Genomic DNA, 19,003 nt, shown 5'->3' on the forward strand with positions numbered 1-19,003 from the left:
GTATGATTTCCCGCATATTCCTGACAAAAAACCGCAGAATATCCTGAATCCTTGGAGAACACAAATTATTTTCAAGAAAGAAATTTATATAAAATATATATTTACTGTTGATTTTTGGATGGAATGTGGTATATTTGGGATGAGCTGCCCGGTGATTCAAGAAAAAGGAGAACAGAATAAAGCATGGAAAAAGAAAAACTCTCAATGATTGGTCATATTCAGGATACACCCCGGGTTTTAAAGAAGGCCTACGCTACCCGCAATGAATATATGACCCGCTTTGTTGACGCTTTTGTCGAGCATGATTTTAAGAAGGTCTATTTCCTGGGATCCGGTACTTCCAATCATGTTTCGATGGTTATCAAAAATCTCTTTGTCGAGCTGTTGCACGTTGAAGGCGTTGCTTGCGCGCCGACGTTGTTTACCTATCATGAGAATCCGAATCCGTCCGGAATTTTTAAGAAAGAAGAAATCTGCGTCATCGGCTTTTCACAGCACGGCGACAGTATCTCAACCTGTGAAGCGGTAAAAAAAGCTGCGGAGGACGGGTATTTCACCATTGCGGTGACCGAACAATTAAACAGTGTGCTGGAAGAATTGGCTGACGTATACTGTCATTTAGTCTGCGAAGAAGAAGAAATCGGTCCGGAAACGCGCGGTTATACGGAAACCATCTTCCAGTTTTACATCCAGGCCATTGAGATCGCCCGGCGTAAAAAACTGATTGACCAGGCTCGTTATCAGCAGTTGGATGAAGCGGCCAAGGCGTTGGCCGACAACCTGGAAATAGTTGTCAATGAGTCGATCGACTGGTATAATCGTAATAAAGAAGAATTTTATCAAATGACAAAATCCTCTATCGCAGGCTATGGGGTTAACTATCCAACGGCGCTGGAATCACGCCTGAAATTCTTTGAAACATATTCCCGGCCGTGCACGGGTTATGAGATGGAAGAACAGATGCATGGGCCGATGCGGGCCTACAATCAGGATAACTATATCTTTATGATCGCTTCCGAGGGTCAGAAAGAACTGGAACGTTTGAAAGAGTTAGTTCCGTATTATAAAGACGTCTTTACAGAACATGTATTTGTGGTCACCTGTGAGGAGGATGTGGCAAGTTCAGAAAGAGATCTGAAATTCTCAGTGAAAACGACGGATCTGCTTTCGCCGATTCTCTATGTGATTCCTTTTCAGGTGCTTTCAGCGCTGATCTGCGAAGACACGGGAATCGATACGAAGGTCAGTCCGGTCAAGAAGCGTTACGTTTCGTCGCATTATCCAAGCCTCAGACATGGAAATGTGGAAGAAACGAAATAAACAGAACACGGCAATTCTGAGAACAAAAGAATTGCCGAAAGTTTGAAAAGCAGGGGGTAAAACATGCCGAAACTTCCAAAATATGTGGAAATCGTGAATTACTTTAAAGAGAAAATCGAAAGCGGAGAGATTGCTAACGATGAACTCTTTCCGCCGGAAAGCGAGATCTGCGCCAAGTTTTCCACCAGTCACATGACGGTTTCCCGGGCCATGAACAAATTAGCCGTGCATGGGTTTATCAAACGGATAAAAGGCAAGGGTACGTTCGCAGATGACAAATTCAAGGCGAAGATCAAAAAAAGCTCAGTACGGACTGAAAGCATTACGGATATGATCCGCAATGCCGGTTTGGAACCGTCGGCTGAATTAATTAAATATGGAATTATCAAAGGTAAGGAAGCTCCGGACATCGCTGCTCTGCTGCATGTAGCGGAGGAAGACTTTCTGCATTTCTTCATCCGGACGCGTTTCGGCAACGGCAGTCTGATCTGTATTTCGTATTCCTATATCTCACAGAATATTCTGCCGACGATGGATATTAAACGGCTGGAAGGTTCGCTGAACCAGTACATCGAAGAATTGGGGATTGAGCGGTCCTACGGGTATATGGAACTGGGTGCCTGTCTGCCAAGCGCGGAACAAGCCAAGCTGATCGGCTCCAATCATGTTCCTCTGCTTCGTCAAATGATCCTGTGGAATGTCAACGACGAACCTTTTGAATTAACAACCCACTATTTTGTTGGAGATAAGTTTACGATCACGCAGGACAAGATCACGGCGCGGTCCACACAAACGACGCTGTCGGATCACGCGCGGGAGCCGCTGGTCAAGTAAGGACTTTCCGGCAGATCCGTCGGATCTGAATGGATTGTTCTTCCTTCATTCTGCTTCGGACAAAAAATGTAAAAAGAAGGGACGCTCTCATTGAAGGAGTGTCCCTTTGACGTTCTTCCGGCTTCCGCACAATTCGGGTAAACAGAACACATTTGGAATCGGAAGTTTCATAACAAAGGCGGAGAAGGCTTGGACATCAATAAGAAATTCAATACAGTCCATGATCAGGAAAAAATAGAAAACCGTAAGAAATCCGTTATAAAAATTCACAATTCTTCGCTTTTTCTTTTCCCCAGGCAGGCGTATAGTGGTGTCAAAGGAGTGTGAAGTTATGCGATTTGGAATATTAGGTTATGGCGGGATCGCGCAGCGATTCGTTCATGACAGCGCCCAGGTTGAAGAAGCGGAGATCACATGGATTGCTTCTCAGACCCCAGCCAAGCGGGAAGTGGCGGCCGCGGCGGTGCCGGGCGCACGGATTGCCGACAACTATCAAGCCTGTCTGGCTAGTCCTGAGGTCGACTGCGTTTACATTGCGCTGCCGCATGCGCAGCATAAAGCGATGACGCTGGCAGCGCTGGCGCAGCATAAACATGTCCTGGTGGAGAAACCCGCCGCATTTACCAGCGCGGACTGGGATCAGCTGTGCGCGGAAGCGAAACGTCAGGATTGCTTCTTAATGGAAGCGCTGAAGACGCCGTTTTACCCGACCAGCGCGATCGTCAAAAATCTGATTGAAGACGGGGCTATCGGTCAAGTGACCGGCGCCGATGTCAATTACTGTTACGATTTAAAAGGCCAGACAAAACCGGGCTGGTATATCTTGGATCCCCTTCAGGGCGGTGCGCTGTACGACATCGGCAGTTATCTTTATTATTTCGTGTTGGATTTGTTTCCGGACCTGACGCCGACTCTGAACGTGACGGCCCAACTGCGCGATCACATCGACGTTCACTTCCAATGCGAACTGACGACCGACAGCGGTGCGCGCATTCTGACCGAAGGTGCGATCGATCGTGAACGTCCGCGCGAAGCCGTGATCCTGGGAACAGAAGGCACGCTGCGGATTCCTTACTATTACCGGGCCGAGGAAATCATTCTGGAAAATGCCCGGGGAATACAGACGATCCGGCCGACGATTCAGTATACCGATCTGGCGGGGGAGATTGCGGAAGTCTGCCGCTGCGTTGGCAACGGCTGGCGGGAAAGTCCGCTCTATCCGCAGGCCAAGACCCGGGAAGTGCTGGCGCTGATGGAAGCGATCCGCAGCCAGTTTCCCCGTTGAAATCATGGGAATCAACGTGTGCGAAGACCTTCGTTTCTAATCCGTAAATACTAAAATCTCCGTTGATTCAGCCCAGAGGAGAAAGAAAACTTCACCAGAAATGGTGATTTTTTTTAGCTTCTGCCGCCGGACCGGACTTCCTATACTAAAGGAAGAATGAAAGTCAGAGCGGAGGGGAACCAAATGGAAAAGCATCAGGAATCAGCGAAACACTTTTACCGGCAGGCTCTGAATCTCTGTCTGGCGATGATCGCGCAGCAGCTGATTCTCAACCTGATCACGATTATCGACAACGTGATGGTCGGCCGGTACGGCGATCTCTTCGTTTCATCCGCCGCGATCGTCAACCGCCTGTTTACGGTGCCGAGCAGTTTCCTCAACGGCATTCTGGCGGGCGGGGTTGTCTTTCTCGCCCAATATGCCGGAATTGATCAGCCGCAGCGGATGACTCAGACGTTCCGGTTTTCCCTGGCGGCTTCGATCGCGCTGTTGTTTCCGTTTATCCTGGCCGGGCTTGCCTTTCCGCAAACGCTGGTCCGGCTGTTTTCTTCCGATCCGGCACTGGAAGGCCCGGCAGCGGTCTACCTTCAGCTGCTTGCGCTGTCGATGATTCCTTACGTGCTGTCGCAGGCGATTGCCAACGCGATGCGGGCGATCGGACAGGTACGCCTTCCGCTGTGGGGCAGCTGCGCCGCCGTCATCGTTAAGATTTTGGCGAATCTGATTTTGCTGGAGGGGATCCCTGGCGGTATGTTGGGGGCGGGACTGGCGATGCTCCTGTGCCGATGTGCGGAAGCGCTGACCATGATTGTCCTGATGAAACGCTCGCGGTGCGTCTTTGTGCAGGCGTGGAAGACGACGTCGAAAATGCCGCGATCGCTGGCAATTCAGATTGGAAAGACGATGCTTCCGATCGGATTGAACGAGTTATTCTACGGCCTGGGGCTGGCGATGTTATTTAAAGGCTACTCGTCGTTCAGTACGCCGATGACGGCCGGATATGCCATTGCGATGACCTATTATGAGCTGTTCCGGGTGCTTTTTCCCGCGGCCGGCACGGTGCTGACTATTCTGGTCGGTCCGGTTCTGGGGCAGGGAAAGAAAGCGGAGGCCAAGGAGGTTGTGCGGCGTGTGTTCAAGCTGGCGCTGGGACTTTCCATCGCGTTCGGAATACTGATTTATCTCTGCCGGTGGACAATCCCGCTGATCTACACAGGTTCTGCGCTTTCGCTGCGGACGGCAGATCAGCTGATGCAGATCATGGCGCTGTTATTCCCGCTGGCGACTGGACATTTTCTTGTGTATTTCGTCTTCCGCAGCGGCGGGGACAGCCGGTCGATCTTTCTGATCGATTCCCTGTTCATGTGGATCATTCCGATTCCCTTGTTGATTGGATTAACGAGAGGAACTGACTTGCCGCTGACTGCGGTTTACTTCTTGGTGGAAGTCAGTTATTTACTGAAATGTCTGTTAGCGCTGGCTTTGTTGAAAAAGGAACGGTGGCTGAACAATCTGACCCAGCCGGAGGTTTCTCAAAAAGAGATGTCGGCTTCGAAGCGGGAAATTGAAAATGGCGGTTCGGCTGTACCACAGACAAACCGGATCGAAGCGCTTGAGGAAAGTCCGGATACTCCGACTCCGAAAATCTCGCAGCCCTAATCGAATTCTTTTTCTTCTATTCGGAAAGTGCATCTCAAAAGAAAGAATAAAACGATGACTTTTAAGTGTTATATTCCGCTAAAGAGTTTTAAAGTGATGGGATTCATCGTTTAGGTGCGCACTGAAAAAGAAGGCGGATTAGGGAGAAGAAATTGAAAATGACCAATACGGTGAACGAGGAAAATGAAAAAACCGAAATAAACTCAAATGCGTTGAAATAAAGACGAATGAATTATACAATTAACTCAATGGAGTTGACTTGCGTTCTCTGAAGGCAAAACCTTCTTCATGAAAACGATAACGTGTTCAGACTGGGTCTATGTTGATGAATTTCTTCCTGAAGACCCGGAGTCCGGCATCAGCGCGGGCTTGCAGAGAATCTCATGGATCCGGGTCGTGAGGATGGAGGCAGAATAGCCTGGCGTGATCACGACGGCAGTATCCGCTCCGCTTGCGGTTCCGCCCAGAGCTACGACGGGTTTTCCCCATTCGATCATGTCGGCGTCGAGCGCCATCACCGCACATTCAAAACAAACCTTGACGCCCTGACCTAAAGTCCGCAGCGTGGCGGCCATGATTTCCAGTGGATAAACCCCGCTGAACTGACGGCTCAGTCCGCGTTCCCCGCTGCTTAACGCGTGGCCGGCGGTGACGATCACGACGCCCTGAGCTTCCAGTTCGCGTTTGGTTTCCGCGTCCATCCGGTTGAGACCACGAGCCTGGGCATCGGAGACGGAACGGACGTCGATCAGTTTTCCTGGAAATCCCTGTTTGCGCGCTTCCGCAATAATGATTCTGGCGGTCGCGCCGGAGGATGAGGCGAAGACGAGATCGGTATTCAGCTGTTTGGCTTTGCGGATGCCCTCGACGGCGGCCGCGTTGGTGTTGTGAGGTCCAGGCTGGGAAAATAAAAGCATGATGTATCGCTCCCTTCTGTTTCCATTATACAAGGTTGCCGCTCAGAAATCAGGGGAACGCTGCACTAAACTTAGTGATCTTTTTCCGTTTTTGTTCCACAGCACGATCTTCCTATAATAAATCCGCAGGAACACAGAAAGGAGGTTGAAGATGGAGAAAATCGTCATCTTTGATATGGACGGCGTGCTCGTCGATACCGAGCCGGTTTATTACAAACGGCTTGAGGATTTTCTGATCAGCCGGGGTTATGCATTTCCCCGTGCAGTGCTCGATCGGCTTGTCGGGGAAAGCAGCCGCAAAACATTTTCGATTCTAAAACAGGCGGATCCAGCATTTTATGATAGTGAGGAAACCTATCGCCGCGATTACCGGGCGTACCATCAGGGGCAGCGGATCGATTACCGCGAGCTGGCGAATCCTCACGTACATCAAACGCTGAATCAGCTGAAAAACACTGGCTGGCGCCTGGCTCTGGCGTCCAGCTCACCGCGCGCCAACATCGAACAAGTGCTCCGGGAGCTCGCGATCCTGCCCTTGTTTGAAGTGATCGCCAGCGGCAATGATTTCCGGGAAAGCAAGCCGAATCCGGAAATCTATCTGCACGTCGCCGCCCAGCTTTACGCCAAGCCCCAGCAATGCACCGTGATTGAAGATTCCACCTACGGCATTCAGGCCGCGGTCCGCGCCGGCATGCGCGTGCTGGCCAAGCGCGACGAGCGGTATGGATTTGATCAATCCCCGGCCCACGCCTTGTTTGACGATTTGGCGGAAATCCCGGCGCTGCTGGAAGGCAGCCCGGCTGATGCGCTGCACTAGAATTAGTGAAATTAATTGAGTAGTTAATGATTACAAAGCTTTCTATAATGGCATTGAAAAGGACGAATGGAAAGAGGAATAATGTGAAATATCTGATCGCGAGTCATGGCGAATACGCCGCCGGACTGGCCAGCGCGGTGCGCCGGCTGGCTGGTGAAAATCCGGATGTGACAGCCCTGTGCGCCTATACCGACGAGGTTCCCTTGGAAACCCACATGCAGAAGATCATGGCGGGGCATGAAGCGGAAACCTGGATTATTATGACCGACCTGCTGGGCGGCAGCGTGAATCAATACATGATGCGCAGCCTGCTGAAACCCAACTGCCACCTCCTCACCGGGGTCAATCTCGAATTGATTCTCAACGTGCTGAAACTGGAAGAAACAGACGATCTGGCCGCTGATCTGCAGCGCTGCGTCAGCGAAGCGCAGAACCGGATCTGTTATGTTAATTCAATCATTCAAAAGAAAGGAAGCGAGAGCTGAAAACAAACCGACAGGCCTACCGCAACACAATCCAAGGTTAAGAAAGGGGTAAACACTTATGTTACTAAACGCACTGCTTCTGTCGTTGATCTATCTCGTGTCGAGAACCGATATGATCAACGGTTACATGATGCTGACCAAACCGATCGTTCTCGGTCCGCTGGTCGGCTTGGTTCTGGGGGATCTGCAAGCCGGAATTCTGATCGGCGCCACGCTGGAGCTGGCCTTCATCGGCGTCATGAACATCGGTATTTCGGTATCCATGGATGTTTCCATCGCGACGATCGTCGGCGGCGGACTGGCGATTCTGTCCGGTCAGGACGCGGCGTTCGCGCTGACCATCGCAATTCCGACCGGCATTCTGTTCAATATGCTGAAAACGTTCATCCGCGTCGTCATGCAGTACTGGATCGTTGAGATGCAGAAAGCCTGCGAAATCGGCGATTACAAGAAGGTGGAACGGTATCACTGGCTGACCTGGTGGCTGTTCAGCCTGATCATGATGATTCTGGTCTTCGCGTCCATCTATTTAGGCACCGGCGCAGTTCAGGCGGTCGTCGATTTCATCCCGGAATGGATCTACAACGGCTTAAAAGTCGGCACGTCGATCCTGCCGGCGCTGGGCTTCGCGATGCTGCTGAACATGATCTGGACCCGCGAAATCGGCGCGTTCTACTTCATCGGCTTCGTGCTGTCAGCTTTCCTGGGCATGACCAATACGGGCGTCGCGATTCTGGGCGCAGCTTTCGCGGTGATCGCTTTCTTCTTCATCAAGTCGGAGGACAAGGAAGCGGCGGAAGAGGAAGTCACGGACGAAAAACGCGAAACCAAGCGTCTGAGTCGCAAGGCGTTAATGGGCGTGTACTGGCGTGCGCATACGCTGGAAGCTTCGTTCAACTATCAGAACTATCAGGGCTCGGGTTATTGCTACGCGATGATTCCGGCGTTAAAAGAACTCTATCCGGATAAGAAGGATCTGGCGATGGCGCTCAGCCGTCACTATGAATTCTTCAACACGACGCCGCAGGTATCGACGCTGATCTTCGGTATCTCCTGCGCGATGGAAGAAGAAATCTCGAGCAATCCGGATCTGGCTCCGGCTTCGGTCAACGCTGTCAAAGCGGCGCTGATGGGACCGCTGGCCGGCATCGGCGATTCGCTGTTCCAGGGCACCTTCCGCGTCATCGCGGCCGGTGTCGCGGCGCAGTTAGGCTTACAGGGCAACGTGCTGGCGCCGTTCGTCTTCATTCTGCTCTACAACGCACCGCATTTCCTGGCCCGCTGGTATCTGATGTGGAAGTCGTATGATTTCGGAAGCAAGTTTATCAACAAGATCTACAAGTCCAACATCATGGACAAGCTGACGCTGTGCTTCGGCATCCTGGGCCTGATGGTGATCGGCGCGATGACAATGTCGATGGTCTCGGTTTCGACGCCGTTAGTCATTCAGTTTGGTCAGATGGAACCGTTAGCGCTGCAGTCGCTGTTTGACGAAATTCTGCCGGGCCTGCTGCCGCTGTGCATTACCTGGGCGACCGCCTGGCTGTTAAAGAAGCAGGTCAACATGCTGCACATCATGATCGGCATGTTCATTCTGGGCATCGTCTGCAACGTCATCGGCATTCTCTAATCGTAGTCTTCAAATTGCTTATGTCTTCCTGTCCGTGGACTGAAGCATCCGGCTTGGATTAAGTTTAGCGCGTTCTAAAGCGGCAGGGCAGACAGACCGCATTGCACAAGGAGGGGAACAAGGCTTTTGCGAAGGGCCTTGCTTCCTCTTTTCCATGAAAAACATAAGGAGGAATTGTCGAAATGGAAACGATGATGGGTTATATTGAAGAAAGCGCGGCGCAGTGCCGCCGCAATATCGAACAAGCTTCACAGCTGGTGCAGCCGGCCGTCGATCTGTATACGAAAAAGGAGTACAACCGGATCCTGATCATCGCCTCCGGGTCTTCCTACAACGGCTCCTGTCTGGCGAAATACTTTGTCGAAAAGGTCCTCAAGGTCAGAACGGAAGTCGTCACTTCGTTTACCTTTAATCATTATGAAACGATCTTTGATGAAAAGACGTTTGTCTTCGGCGCGGGGCAGAGCGGCCGTTCGACCAACACCAACGACGCTCTGCAGAAAGCCCGCGATCATGGCCTGACGGCGATCGGCCTGACCGGCAATGTCGAGAGCGTCATGAAGGAGCATTGCGATCTGTGCCTGAACTGGGGCATGGGGATTGAAAAGATCGGTTTTGTCACCAAGGGCGTAGTCACGCTCGGCTTATACTACATGTTGTTCGCGATTGAAGCGGGCAAGGCCAAGGGCCTGATCAGCGCGGAGGAAGCCGCCGGATATTATGAACAACTGAAGCAGGCCTGCGACACGATGGATCAGACGGTAGAGAAAGCGAAAGTCTGGTACGCCGCCAACGAAGCGGAGCTGACCGACCTCAAGCGCGTGCAGATTCTGGGATATGGCCCGAATCACGCCGTCGCGCTGGAAGGGGCGTTGAAGATCGCGGAGACGACCGGTCATGCCGCGACTGCTTATGAGATGGAGGAATTCCTGCACGGACCGTCGATTGAAACCAACGCTGAGCGCACGGTGATCATCGTCGATTCGCTGGGACAGCCGAGCGACCGCGCGGTCAAAATGTACGAAAGCGTCCACGAGCTGACCTCCCGCGTCTATCTGATCACCAACCGCAAGATCGACGATCCGAAAGTGCTGACGATCAATCATCACCTCGACGAACATTTCAGCGTCCTGTTCAATGTCATCCCATTCCAGGTGATCTCCGCGATGGGCCGCGACAAATGGGTCAATCCGCTGGACGAAGCCCGCAAACGGATGAACGACATCATGGGCTCCAAAGCACCGAAAACCGGCAACGAAGTCGGCTTGTAAAAAACAAGGAGGAACAAGCGAATGATAAAATTACTGCGTGTTGACGACCGTCTGATCCACGGTGCGGTCGGATTTTCCTGGACGAAGCAGCTGTCGATCAACATGATCATCCTCGCCAACGACGCGATCGCCAAGGATGATTTCCAGAAGATGACGCTGGACATCGCCAAGCCGCGGGGAACGAAGCTGGTCTGCGAAAGCGTGGAGAAAGCGAAGGCGCTGATCCGCACTCACTTAAAAAGCAGCACCAACGTCATGGTCATCACCAACAACATCCCCGATGCTGCCGACATCCTCACCAGCATTCCGGAAATCGGTTCGCTGAATCTGGGCGGAATCCGCAAGAATGCCGAAACGAAGGAAAACCTGATTGGCGCGATCGCGGTATCACAGAAGGATATCGAGCTGTGCAATAAGCTGGTCAGCGACGGCTTTGAGGTTGAGCTGCGCTTGATTCCGGATGGGAAGAAGACGTACTTCAAGGATTATAAGCTGCAGTAGCGCATCATGCAGGGGCAACCCTGCATTCTTTTGAGAGAGGAGGGGAAGCGGATGGAATACATCAGCGACCGCCTGGAACAGATTCTGATCGCGCTGGGGGAAGCCTCCCAGCCGCTGACCAGCGCCCAGCTGGCGGAAAAGGTCAAGGTGTCGGCACGCACGGTCAAAAAAGACATCGGCGAGCTGAACGCGATCCTCAAGGACTACGACGCGGCGATTCTGGCCCGGACCGGGGTTGGTTACCAGCTGTCGGTGGGCGATGAATTTCTCTATAATCAATTTCTGACAGAGCTGAAGCGGCGTGAGCTGCGAACCGCGCAGACCGTGCCGAAATACCGTTACGAACGCGTCAATTACATCGTGAAGAAGCTGTTGACGGTGGATTACTATCTGACGATCGAGGATTTAGTCGACGAGCTGTATATCAGCCGTTCCACGCTGACCGCCGATCTGAAGGAAGTGCGGGAAATCTTCAAGGACTACAATCTGGAGCTGATTTCCCGGCCGAATTATGGAATATTGTTAGTCGGAGAGGAAATTGCCAAACGGCTGTGCATCGCCGAGTATTTCTTTCACGCCAACGTTTCGACCGGCTATTTCGCCGCCGACAATGCGATGTTTGTTTCCAGCACCAATCAGGATGAAATCCGGTTTGTGCGCGGGTTGTTGGAAGAAATTATGGAAAAATACGGCATTCACATGTCCGATCAGTCGCTGCAGAATTTCGTGATTCATATTATCATCGCAATCCGCCGGTGGAAATTCTACAATTACGTGAAAATTGAGGACGAAAACCTCGGGGAGCTTCGCTCGAGCGTCGCCCGGGAATGGCCCGCGGCGCAGGATTTGGTGCGGCGGCTGCAGGATAAGCTGGAAATCTTATTGCCGCAGGAGGAGATTCTCTACTTCGCGCTGCATTTCAAGTCCAAGCACATCACGGAACTGGATGAAATCACCAGTGAGGAAATCGAACAGGTGGAGAAAACGCTGTATGATATTTACCGGATGCTGCAGAAGCGCTTCGGCGTGATCGCGATCAATAAGGACCGCTACGAGGAATATCTGCGGATGCACATCCCGGCGATGGTCGCAAGGCTGCGCAGCGGTCTGGTCATGCGCAATCCGATGATCTATGATTTCCTGAACAAATATTTGTTTTCCACCCATATCACGATGATGATCAGCGATATTCTGGAACAGAATTTCAACGTCCGGATGAATAAAAACGAATTCGCCTATCTCGTGTTGTATACCAATCTGTTGTTCTCCACGGAGAGCCGGCCGCACGGCGCCAAGATCTTAGTTGTCTGCGGACGGGGCCGGCCGGAAACGATCACGCTGATCAACGAGATCAACGAAAACCACGCGGCGCTGGCGAACATGATCGAGATCTGCGACGTCGGCGACCTGGAAAATCATGATCTGCATCAGGCGGAACTGATCCTCAGCACGGTGCCGCTGCAGGCAACCTATCCGGTGCCGTCGATTTATATGGACGGCCGGCTGTCGTATGGCGAACAGATCCAGCAGTCGATCAAGCACAACCGTCTGTCGTTCCGCAAGCTGGCGCGCTATTTCTCCCCGCGCTATTTCAACGGCAGTCTTAAGGGAAGCGTGCGCGACGAGGTGTTCCGCGAGGTGGCTAAAGCGTTTGACAACTGGAAAGAGATTCTGGCGATGTTTTGGGAAGCGGAGCATATCCTGTCGCATGAAACGACCAAAGGCGTCGTCTTCCTGCATACGCTAAAGCCTCTGCCGGAAAGCTTCATTTATATTGGTTTTCTGAAAAAACCGATTATCTGGAACAAGCTGTGGGCGCAGGCAGTCATCTTCGTCAACATCAACGGCGATCTGGATTCGCTGCGGCTGGGCTATGATTTCATCAGCGAGATGATCAACGATCCGCGCGAACCCTTCTCGGGGAAAATCACGGAGTATGAGGATTTGATTGAAGTGTTAAGCAAAAATTAGAAAGGAGCGGGCACATGCGATATTTGATTGCCGGACATGGCGACTATGCCCAGGGCGTGCTCAACACGCTGAAATTTTTCAAGGATGATCTGAACAACGTGGATCTGCTTCCGTACAATAACGATTTTGAACAACAGCTGCAGGCGTATCTGGACCGGCGGGATCCGGCGGAGCCGCTGTGCGTTGTCACAGATCTGGTCGGGGGCAGCGTCAATCTGGAAGCGATGCGGCAGCTGCAGACGCGGGATTTCTATCTGATCAGCGGAGCGAATATTTCGTTGTTATTGGAAATGTTGTTTTCCGAGGTGAGCGACGGAGCGCAGATCGAGGAGATTGTAAACGCAGCGAAGGATCAGATGGTTTACGTCAACGCCATGATGGGAGCGCGGTCTGAATGATCCGGCAGGTCAGCGTGGACGATCGCCTGCTTCATGGGCAGGTGGCGTTCTACTGGACCAGCTATTACAATCTGGATATGATTCTTGTCCTGAACGACGAGGCGGCGAACGATGAATTTACGAAGATGATTCTGGGGCTGGCGAAGCCGCGCGAGGTGCGCTTACAGATCGCGGAGGTGGAAGCTGGCTTTGAAATCGTGCGCAGGCAGCTGGAATCGCCGGACAACGTGCTGATCATCGTCGGCAGTCTGTTCGACGCCAATCAGGTGCTGGAACATTTTCGCGAACTGAAAACGCTGAATCTGGGAGGTTTGCGGATGCGGCCGAACGGGAAGGTACTGAACGAGAGGACGGCGCTGACCAGCGAGGACATCGCGATCTGCCGGCGGCTGCTGGAACGGAAGATTACGATCACGGTGCGGCATTCCCCCGAGGTAGCGGAAAGCTTGTTGACGGAGAATGTGCTGAAGCAGCTTTAATGGCGAGAGTAGTGTGCTGATCGGATCTGAGCGGTCAGCGAAAAGATCTTGTTTCGCGATTAAAAGTCAGATGAGCAACCCGAGAACACTGGGGCATGTGCGCAATGAAAAACGGCAGATAACTGAAGTCAACCTGAACCAGTCCGGGGACTACACATCGCTTAGTTCTAGGGCAATACAATGATCTATCCCCTTATGGCTGCTTGACAAAAAGTTCAAAAGGATATCATTCGGTTTTGTTTCATCCAAAGAAAACAAAAAGGCTGGCGGTCTAATAAGCTATTTACAAACTTAGATCGTCAGTTTCTTTATTTTTCATTTTACCTCCCATGGCCGACTGATCCTAGTTGAGACAAGCCTAGCTGTATTGATAGGGCCCCAATTAATACACATTATTCTTTTTTTTGCGTGGAGTCTATGAAACAGTAACCTACGCCTCTGACATTTTAATACAGTTTCCATCGCCCAGCTTTTGCCTTAGACGGCTTACGCTTACGTTTACGGTGATGGCGTTGCTATAGGAATATAGTTTTCATTTCGCCGACTCCTCTTGCTCCAATAAAGCACGAACTAACTGATTCATCATATCGTACATATCATCTAATATCGTTATCTTAGGAAGTTTGTTGAGCAGCATGAGTTCACATTGTACTTGATTCATCGCGTCAATGAATGGAGAAAGCACCCGATCATCATATTGTTCCTTTGCATTTACAATTTCATCATTAAAAACTCGAACAAACTCTTTGTCATAGTTATTGAAATATACAGACAGATGGTGTTTGTATAATTTCATCCGCAACGTCATATTAAAGGTAAGCCAAGCTGCTCCATTTTTTTTTGTAGCTCCTACATCACGTTTCAAAAAGGATAGCATTTGTAAGTTTTGTATACCTAGAAAGGCGCTGACTGCAATATCAGATTTTGAATAGCCATTCATATTATTAAAATACTCTGTCAAGCAAATTGAAGCAAAGGTATCACAGGCAACCTCTTCTACGATTAAATCGTCGGTCTGTATGTATTGCTGCATTTCTTTAAGCAATATCATTCCTTTGGCATCACCTGTGTGTATCCTTTTTTCAATTAAATCATCAAAATATTTCGTCCAGAGGTCACGTTTATATTCTATCTGGCGACTTCGTTCTGCTGCATTACTGCGAAACAAAAACCAATGACTCAGCTCATGACAAAGCGTAAAGGCCTCCTGAACTAGCAGATGCCTTGCCATTGACTTTGTTCGCTCTTCAGAAAATACAACTTGACTCTTAGCTGTTCTGTACATATAGGAGTAATGTAGCGCTTCGTGAAGTCTGCCGTGAACATACATATCCTCGGCAAGCAGTCGATAAAAAAGCTTTTGAACCTGAAATTCTGGGTGGTGTGTTGATAAAAAACATTCAGTAAATTCACCAAAAACATCCAATAAATGTGTATCAAACATAAGATAGGACTGGTCAATTTGGTTCGATTTATTCATCAGATGCCTGGTCACTACTTCCTTTTTATAGCTGCTGTATATGACTAATTGGGGTGCGTCTACTTGTATTCCTTCAATCATAAATACATCAAGTAGTGTTTCATATAGAGGATATATACTTTCGATTTCTAATGGCGTGCCAAAGCACTTTATTCCTGCAAATAGTGCTTCTGGTAACTCATTCTGTGTTATTGTCATCTCATCTACCCTTTATTGGCTACTAATTTTCTAAATGCATTTTGAACATTATCAAATGCGCATACTAGATCGGTGCATCTTCTATATCATGTAAACAAAGCTCGTCTATAACAGTACATATCTCATCATAGCCTGATACCAACGCAATATCATTTTCAGAAAGTTCAATTTTTTCTATGAAATCCATAATTGCTTCGTAGCGGTCTAACCATGCGTCTCTTGTTTTGCTCTTACTTGATTTGTCATTCTTTATAGCAACATCGAGTATTGTCAAATAAGAAAACAATAGCATAATTCCTATTACTATAAATGGAATGAGTCGTTGATTATCACGACAGTAAATCATCACCGATTTAAACGCAACAGCATCTGCAGCTATCTCGGCTGATAAACCTGTTAAATTTGGATTTAAAAGATGACCCAATTCGTGGCAGAGGATAAAAACAGTCTGTACTTGTTGCAAAACCATATTAAGCTGATACTGGACATCAGTAAATGTAGATGTCGGAAAAATGAAAGAAAACAAATTGATGTCCATATGGTCAAGATATTTTTGCTTATAACATCGAAGCACCAGTTTAGTATTTTCTCTGTAATGTTCAAATGATTTTGATTTGAGTGCATTACTGTTTAGCAAATCCAAATATTTGATGAGAGGCCATTCTAAGACAATTATGACATCACTTCCTGTCACTTCGTTACGTAAGTCAATTCCACCAGTGATGATAACATGATAGCTTCTATCTCTCAATTCTGAAAAAAGAGAAATCCGATCAAGAATGGTTTGCATAATGAATTGATAACAGCACTCAATTTCGGCATATGGAGTTCTTGAATTAAGACTATTAATAAACTGTTGACCGAATATCTGTTTATTCATCAGGGAATTGATCTGCTTTGCTCTTTCTTCTGAATATTGAACATTCTTTATACTTCTGGATTGATTCAGAATTTGCTTTTTAGAATATAAGAGCTCAAATAATTCTTCAATATTCATCGATTATTTTGTTTGCCATACTTCTGGAGAATTATATCTATCTCCTCTGTTGTATAGCCAGTAAAAGACATTTCTTCTTCATTTATCTTAAGTGTAAAAGATTTGGACTTATTTTTCTCAAGATATGTTTGAATTACTTTCGCCACCTGTGTAAGGATAACGGGAGTGGCTGCGATAATAGCAACAATAATTTCTGTGTTGCCAAATAATCCATCGGATTTGAGTACACTAATTTGATCATTCGAAATTGCTTGAAGTTCTTTCACCAACTGTTCCTCACAGGATGAAAAATCAAGTTTTAAGCTATACATAAAAATCTCTCCTATTGCACTCGTTTTCTTCTTCACGTTTAACACGTAGTTATTATAACATAATCCTAGTTTTTTGGAATTACCGTGGTGGTCAAATAATAAAACTTACCTAAGGACGAATTATTTATACACCGCAATGCTGCGGAGTTCTTTCACGGGTGTTTGGAAATTGTGGATAATGATACATGCGTCATCCTGCTTAAAGGCGAGGATAAAGCTCGTTCCTTAGATGAAAGAGCGGAAAACTTTTTGAAACAATATGCCAATGAAAAACTGACAGTCATCGATACGAAAGAATATGATCTGCCGGGAATTGATCCGCGGTTCAGAACTTATTTTACACCGGTGATTTTAAATCTTTGCTTGGTTGAAAGCTTGACGCCGGCAATGCAGGCCAAAACCGGAAGAAGTCAGAAAACACGGAGATATTATGGCGTCGTGGAATATTGATTATTGAAAGAAGATGATGAATTGAGTATAGAGGAGATACGAATTGATGATCGGCTGATCCATGGACAGGTCTGCGGATTCTGGATTCCTTATTTCAGCATCACACGAATTTTAATTGTTGACGAAGAAATCGGTAATGATCCGATCCGGAAAACAGCTTTGAAAATCGGCTGTCCGCCCAATGTCGGTTTGTCTATATTGGATAGTAAAACAGCAGCGGATAAATTAAACCGTAATCTTGACAAGAAAGATAAAGTTCTAATCCTTTCACGTTCGCCTCAGCCATTGTTATCTCTTTACAATTACGGCTATGTTTTTCATCGTATTACGATCGGAAATCTATCTCAAAAAGAGAATTCAATTCCGATTTGTAAAACTGTCTATGCAGATCCCTCTGACTTTAATGCGTTTAATCAATTAGCTGAAAGAGGGATTCATTTGATATCAAGGATGATCCCAAGCGAACCTGAACAGGAAGTTACAGAGATGATAAAGAAAATCAGCGAGGATAAAAGCCGATGACAGAGATTATTGTGATCGGGCATGGTCATTTCGACAGTGGGTTGACCAGTGCCTTGGACTTAATCCTTGGAAAACAAGAACATGTTTGGAGTATTGACTTTGATGAGGAAAGCTCGGCCTTAATTTTAGAAAAGCAAATGAAGGCGATGATCGAACGTTTTAAAGACGCCTCTGAAATTCTGATTTTTACCGATTTGTTTGGAGGCACGCCATTCAACCTTAGTTTGCGGATGATGTTTTCTAATGAACGTTTGGAATTGATGTATGGTGGTAATTTATCGATGTTCATAGATTTGTGCATGAAATTAAACAAAGGGCAGCCCTGGGAAAAAGTTTTGTCAGAAACGATCAATGACACAAAAAATGTCGCGGGCTATATTCACAGGGATCAGCTTGCCACAACGATGGAAGACGACTTTTAGTTTTCGACTTCATCCTTTATCAGTAAATAAAAAATCAGGGTTTCGCGGCTTAAAAGCCGGAACCCTGATTTTTAAAATGTTTTCTGAACTGCGTCGGCGTCAGTCCCAGCGCGGCTTTAAAGGTGCTGCAGAATAAATAGATCGAGGAGAAGCCGGTTGCGTCCGCAATCGCAGTGATCGAGTCGTCCGTCGTTTTCAATAATTCCTGACTTTTCTGCAGCTTAAATTGCAGGATAAACTGGCTGGGCGACTGCTGGACGAGCTTTTTGAAACAGCGGTATAAATAACTCTGCGAGACATGCGCGATTTCGCACAGCTTGTCGACGGTGATATTTTCATTCAGATGCTCCTGCAGATAGCGGACGCATTGGTTGAACACCGTTTCCTCGCTGGAGCGGACATGCGGCGAAGCGGACTGCTGATGATTGCCCTCCTGCCGCAGGATCCGCAGCCGCAGCATCAGGCTTTGCAGAAGCAGCACCGCTTCCAGATAATAACCCGGCTGCTGCTCGTTGACCATTTTAATCGTGTGCTGCAGCTGATGCACCAGCACTTCGTTGATCGTATCGTGCAGTACCAGAATCTGCGTCAGCTCGAGCGATTCGATAAACCGCGCGATTTTATGCACCGGCTGAACGGTGAAATGCAGGAAGAAGAACTCGATCGTTTCCTCACCTTCGGAGCTGACCGTATAGAAGGCGTTGATCGGCACGACCAGCAGATCGCCCGGACCTACCCGGTATTCTTGATCTTCGACGATCACCCGGCAGCAGCCCTGCAGGAAGAATAAAATCTTAAAATGATTCATGAAAATACTATGATTGATCAACGGCGGTTTCTTCGTAAACTTTCCTATTTTAAGAATTTCATAATCAAATTCTTCTTCAATCTTGGAAAAAGGATCTTTCCGAATCGGTGTATAGATCGAATTCATTCCACAATCACCCCGGTTTCTGTTGAATTAAGTATAGCATAGATTTTTATAACGCAAAAATGAAGGTTCTGAAATTCTTAAAAACATGAGTGAATTTGATATTGTGAAAACATTCTTAAATG

20 protein-coding genes are annotated in these 19,003 nt (G+C 48.4%); 15 read left to right on the top strand and 5 right to left on the bottom strand.

Annotated elements, in window-relative coordinates; genetic code table 11:
• Positions 1–183: 183 nt before the first annotated feature.
• From DWY25_RS07430 to DWY25_RS07445, 4 genes are all read left to right on the top strand, one after another.
• Positions 184–1,320 (top strand): SIS domain-containing protein, encoded by a 1,137-nt coding sequence (locus DWY25_RS07430; protein WP_117894701.1) that lies wholly within the window; start codon positions 184–186, stop codon positions 1,318–1,320.
• Between the two features lie 63 nt (positions 1,321–1,383).
• Entirely contained in the window at positions 1,384–2,154 is a 771-nt protein-coding gene (locus DWY25_RS07435) for a GntR family transcriptional regulator (RefSeq protein ID WP_117894702.1), read from the top strand.
• A gap of 331 nt (positions 2,155–2,485) precedes the next feature.
• A complete protein-coding gene (locus tag DWY25_RS07440) occupies positions 2,486–3,439 on the top strand; it encodes a Gfo/Idh/MocA family protein (protein WP_117894703.1) in 954 nt (317 codons plus the stop codon).
• Positions 3,440–3,622: 183 nt separating this feature from the next.
• The gene (locus tag DWY25_RS07445) at positions 3,623–5,098 is read left to right on the top strand and encodes an MATE family efflux transporter (protein ID WP_181981738.1); all 1,476 of its coding nucleotides are present in this window, start codon (positions 3,623–3,625) and stop codon (positions 5,096–5,098) included.
• A 317-nt stretch (positions 5,099–5,415) separates the two neighbouring features.
• Here DWY25_RS07445 and DWY25_RS07450 read toward each other — a convergent pair whose 3' ends face one another.
• Positions 5,416–6,015, bottom strand: coding sequence for a pyruvate kinase alpha/beta domain-containing protein (locus tag DWY25_RS07450; protein WP_117894705.1), 600 nt, complete (start codon positions 6,013–6,015; stop codon positions 5,416–5,418).
• 151 nt (positions 6,016–6,166) lie between these two features.
• Here DWY25_RS07450 and DWY25_RS07455 point away from each other — a divergent pair, with 151 nt between their 5' ends.
• The 8 genes from DWY25_RS07455 (at position 6,167) to DWY25_RS07490 (ending at position 13,567) form a co-directional block, all read left to right on the top strand.
• The gene (locus DWY25_RS07455) at positions 6,167–6,832 is read left to right on the top strand and encodes an HAD family hydrolase (RefSeq protein WP_117894706.1); all 666 of its coding nucleotides are present in this window, start codon (positions 6,167–6,169) and stop codon (positions 6,830–6,832) included.
• 83 nt (positions 6,833–6,915) lie between these two features.
• Positions 6,916–7,317 carry a PTS sugar transporter subunit IIA gene (locus DWY25_RS07460; RefSeq protein ID WP_181981739.1) on the top strand — a complete coding sequence of 134 codons (402 nt, stop codon included), beginning with the start codon at positions 6,916–6,918 and terminating at the stop codon, positions 7,315–7,317.
• 58 nt (positions 7,318–7,375) lie between these two features.
• A complete protein-coding gene (locus DWY25_RS07465; RefSeq protein WP_117894708.1) occupies positions 7,376–8,947 on the top strand; it encodes a PTS system mannose/fructose/sorbose family transporter subunit IID in 1,572 nt (523 codons plus the stop codon).
• A gap of 182 nt (positions 8,948–9,129) precedes the next feature.
• Positions 9,130–10,218, top strand: coding sequence for an SIS domain-containing protein (locus DWY25_RS07470; protein WP_006057891.1), 1,089 nt, complete (start codon positions 9,130–9,132; stop codon positions 10,216–10,218).
• 21 nt (positions 10,219–10,239) lie between these two features.
• Positions 10,240–10,719, top strand: coding sequence for a PTS sugar transporter subunit IIB (locus DWY25_RS07475; RefSeq protein ID WP_006057890.1), 480 nt, complete (start codon positions 10,240–10,242; stop codon positions 10,717–10,719).
• 51 nt (positions 10,720–10,770) lie between these two features.
• The gene (locus DWY25_RS07480) at positions 10,771–12,690 is read left to right on the top strand and encodes a BglG family transcription antiterminator (RefSeq protein ID WP_181981740.1); all 1,920 of its coding nucleotides are present in this window, start codon (positions 10,771–10,773) and stop codon (positions 12,688–12,690) included.
• Positions 12,691–12,704: 14 nt separating this feature from the next.
• Positions 12,705–13,088, top strand: coding sequence for a PTS sugar transporter subunit IIA (locus DWY25_RS07485; RefSeq protein ID WP_117894710.1), 384 nt, complete (start codon positions 12,705–12,707; stop codon positions 13,086–13,088).
• Entirely contained in the window at positions 13,085–13,567 is a 483-nt protein-coding gene (locus DWY25_RS07490; RefSeq protein ID WP_117894711.1) for a PTS sugar transporter subunit IIB, read from the top strand. The genes DWY25_RS07485 and DWY25_RS07490 overlap by 4 nt, the downstream gene beginning before the upstream one ends.
• A gap of 532 nt (positions 13,568–14,099) precedes the next feature.
• On the opposite strand, the gene DWY25_RS07495 is transcribed toward DWY25_RS07490, so the two are convergent.
• The 3 genes from DWY25_RS07495 to DWY25_RS07505 all read right to left on the bottom strand — a co-directional run bounded on the left by DWY25_RS07495 (position 14,100) and on the right by DWY25_RS07505 (position 16,553).
• Positions 14,100–15,245, bottom strand: coding sequence for a hypothetical protein (locus DWY25_RS07495; RefSeq protein ID WP_117894712.1), 1,146 nt, complete (start codon positions 15,243–15,245; stop codon positions 14,100–14,102).
• Positions 15,246–15,309: 64 nt separating this feature from the next.
• Entirely contained in the window at positions 15,310–16,242 is a 933-nt protein-coding gene (locus DWY25_RS07500; protein ID WP_117894713.1) for a hypothetical protein, read from the bottom strand.
• On the bottom strand, positions 16,239–16,553 hold the full coding sequence (locus DWY25_RS07505; RefSeq protein ID WP_117894714.1) for a hypothetical protein: 315 nt from the start codon (positions 16,551–16,553) through the stop codon (positions 16,239–16,241). Before DWY25_RS07505 ends, DWY25_RS07500 begins: the two co-directional genes overlap by 4 nt.
• A gap of 171 nt (positions 16,554–16,724) precedes the next feature.
• On the opposite strand from DWY25_RS07505, the gene DWY25_RS07510 reads away from it, so the two are divergent.
• The 3 genes from DWY25_RS07510 to DWY25_RS07520 are packed head-to-tail and all read left to right on the top strand — an operon-like array spanning position 16,725 to position 17,947.
• Entirely contained in the window at positions 16,725–17,003 is a 279-nt protein-coding gene (locus DWY25_RS07510; RefSeq protein ID WP_147336673.1) for a hypothetical protein, read from the top strand.
• A 3-nt stretch (positions 17,004–17,006) separates the two neighbouring features.
• Positions 17,007–17,525, top strand: a complete 519-nt coding sequence (locus tag DWY25_RS07515; RefSeq protein ID WP_220412922.1) for a PTS sugar transporter subunit IIB — start codon at positions 17,007–17,009, stop codon at positions 17,523–17,525.
• On the top strand, positions 17,522–17,947 hold the full coding sequence (locus tag DWY25_RS07520; protein ID WP_117894717.1) for a PTS sugar transporter subunit IIA: 426 nt from the start codon (positions 17,522–17,524) through the stop codon (positions 17,945–17,947). Before DWY25_RS07515 ends, DWY25_RS07520 begins: the two co-directional genes overlap by 4 nt.
• 49 nt (positions 17,948–17,996) lie before the next feature.
• On the opposite strand, the gene DWY25_RS07525 is transcribed toward DWY25_RS07520, so the two are convergent.
• A complete protein-coding gene (locus tag DWY25_RS07525; RefSeq protein ID WP_117894718.1) occupies positions 17,997–18,881 on the bottom strand; it encodes an AraC family transcriptional regulator in 885 nt (294 codons plus the stop codon).
• Positions 18,882–19,003 lie beyond the last annotated feature (122 nt).

The sequence above is a fragment of the Holdemania filiformis genome (genome assembly GCF_003459085.1).
In the GTDB taxonomy this organism is placed as follows: Bacteria; Bacillota_I; Bacilli_A; order Erysipelotrichales; family Erysipelotrichaceae; genus Holdemania; species Holdemania filiformis.

Coding starts and splice junctions, on each gene's coding strand:
- DWY25_RS07450 (WP_117894705.1), bottom strand. CDS start 6,015: ATGCTTTTATTTTCCCAGCCTGGACCTCACAACACCAACGCGGCCGCC.
- DWY25_RS07470 (WP_006057891.1), top strand. CDS start 9,130: ATGGAAACGATGATGGGTTATATTGAAGAAAGCGCGGCGCAGTGCCGC.
- DWY25_RS07445 (WP_181981738.1), top strand. CDS start 3,623: ATGGAAAAGCATCAGGAATCAGCGAAACACTTTTACCGGCAGGCTCTG.
- DWY25_RS07455 (WP_117894706.1), top strand. CDS start 6,167: ATGGAGAAAATCGTCATCTTTGATATGGACGGCGTGCTCGTCGATACC.
- DWY25_RS07485 (WP_117894710.1), top strand. CDS start 12,705: ATGCGATATTTGATTGCCGGACATGGCGACTATGCCCAGGGCGTGCTC.
- DWY25_RS07495 (WP_117894712.1), bottom strand. CDS start 15,245: ATGACAATAACACAGAATGAGTTACCAGAAGCACTATTTGCAGGAATA.
- DWY25_RS07505 (WP_117894714.1), bottom strand. CDS start 16,553: ATGTATAGCTTAAAACTTGATTTTTCATCCTGTGAGGAACAGTTGGTG.
- DWY25_RS07500 (WP_117894713.1), bottom strand. CDS start 16,242: ATGAATATTGAAGAATTATTTGAGCTCTTATATTCTAAAAAGCAAATT.
- DWY25_RS07490 (WP_117894711.1), top strand. CDS start 13,085: ATGATCCGGCAGGTCAGCGTGGACGATCGCCTGCTTCATGGGCAGGTG.
- DWY25_RS07465 (WP_117894708.1), top strand. CDS start 7,376: ATGTTACTAAACGCACTGCTTCTGTCGTTGATCTATCTCGTGTCGAGA.
- DWY25_RS07440 (WP_117894703.1), top strand. CDS start 2,486: ATGCGATTTGGAATATTAGGTTATGGCGGGATCGCGCAGCGATTCGTT.
- DWY25_RS07520 (WP_117894717.1), top strand. CDS start 17,522: ATGACAGAGATTATTGTGATCGGGCATGGTCATTTCGACAGTGGGTTG.
- DWY25_RS07435 (WP_117894702.1), top strand. CDS start 1,384: ATGCCGAAACTTCCAAAATATGTGGAAATCGTGAATTACTTTAAAGAG.
- DWY25_RS07480 (WP_181981740.1), top strand. CDS start 10,771: ATGGAATACATCAGCGACCGCCTGGAACAGATTCTGATCGCGCTGGGG.
- DWY25_RS07475 (WP_006057890.1), top strand. CDS start 10,240: ATGATAAAATTACTGCGTGTTGACGACCGTCTGATCCACGGTGCGGTC.
- DWY25_RS07430 (WP_117894701.1), top strand. CDS start 184: ATGGAAAAAGAAAAACTCTCAATGATTGGTCATATTCAGGATACACCC.
- DWY25_RS07525 (WP_117894718.1), bottom strand. CDS start 18,881: ATGAATTCGATCTATACACCGATTCGGAAAGATCCTTTTTCCAAGATT.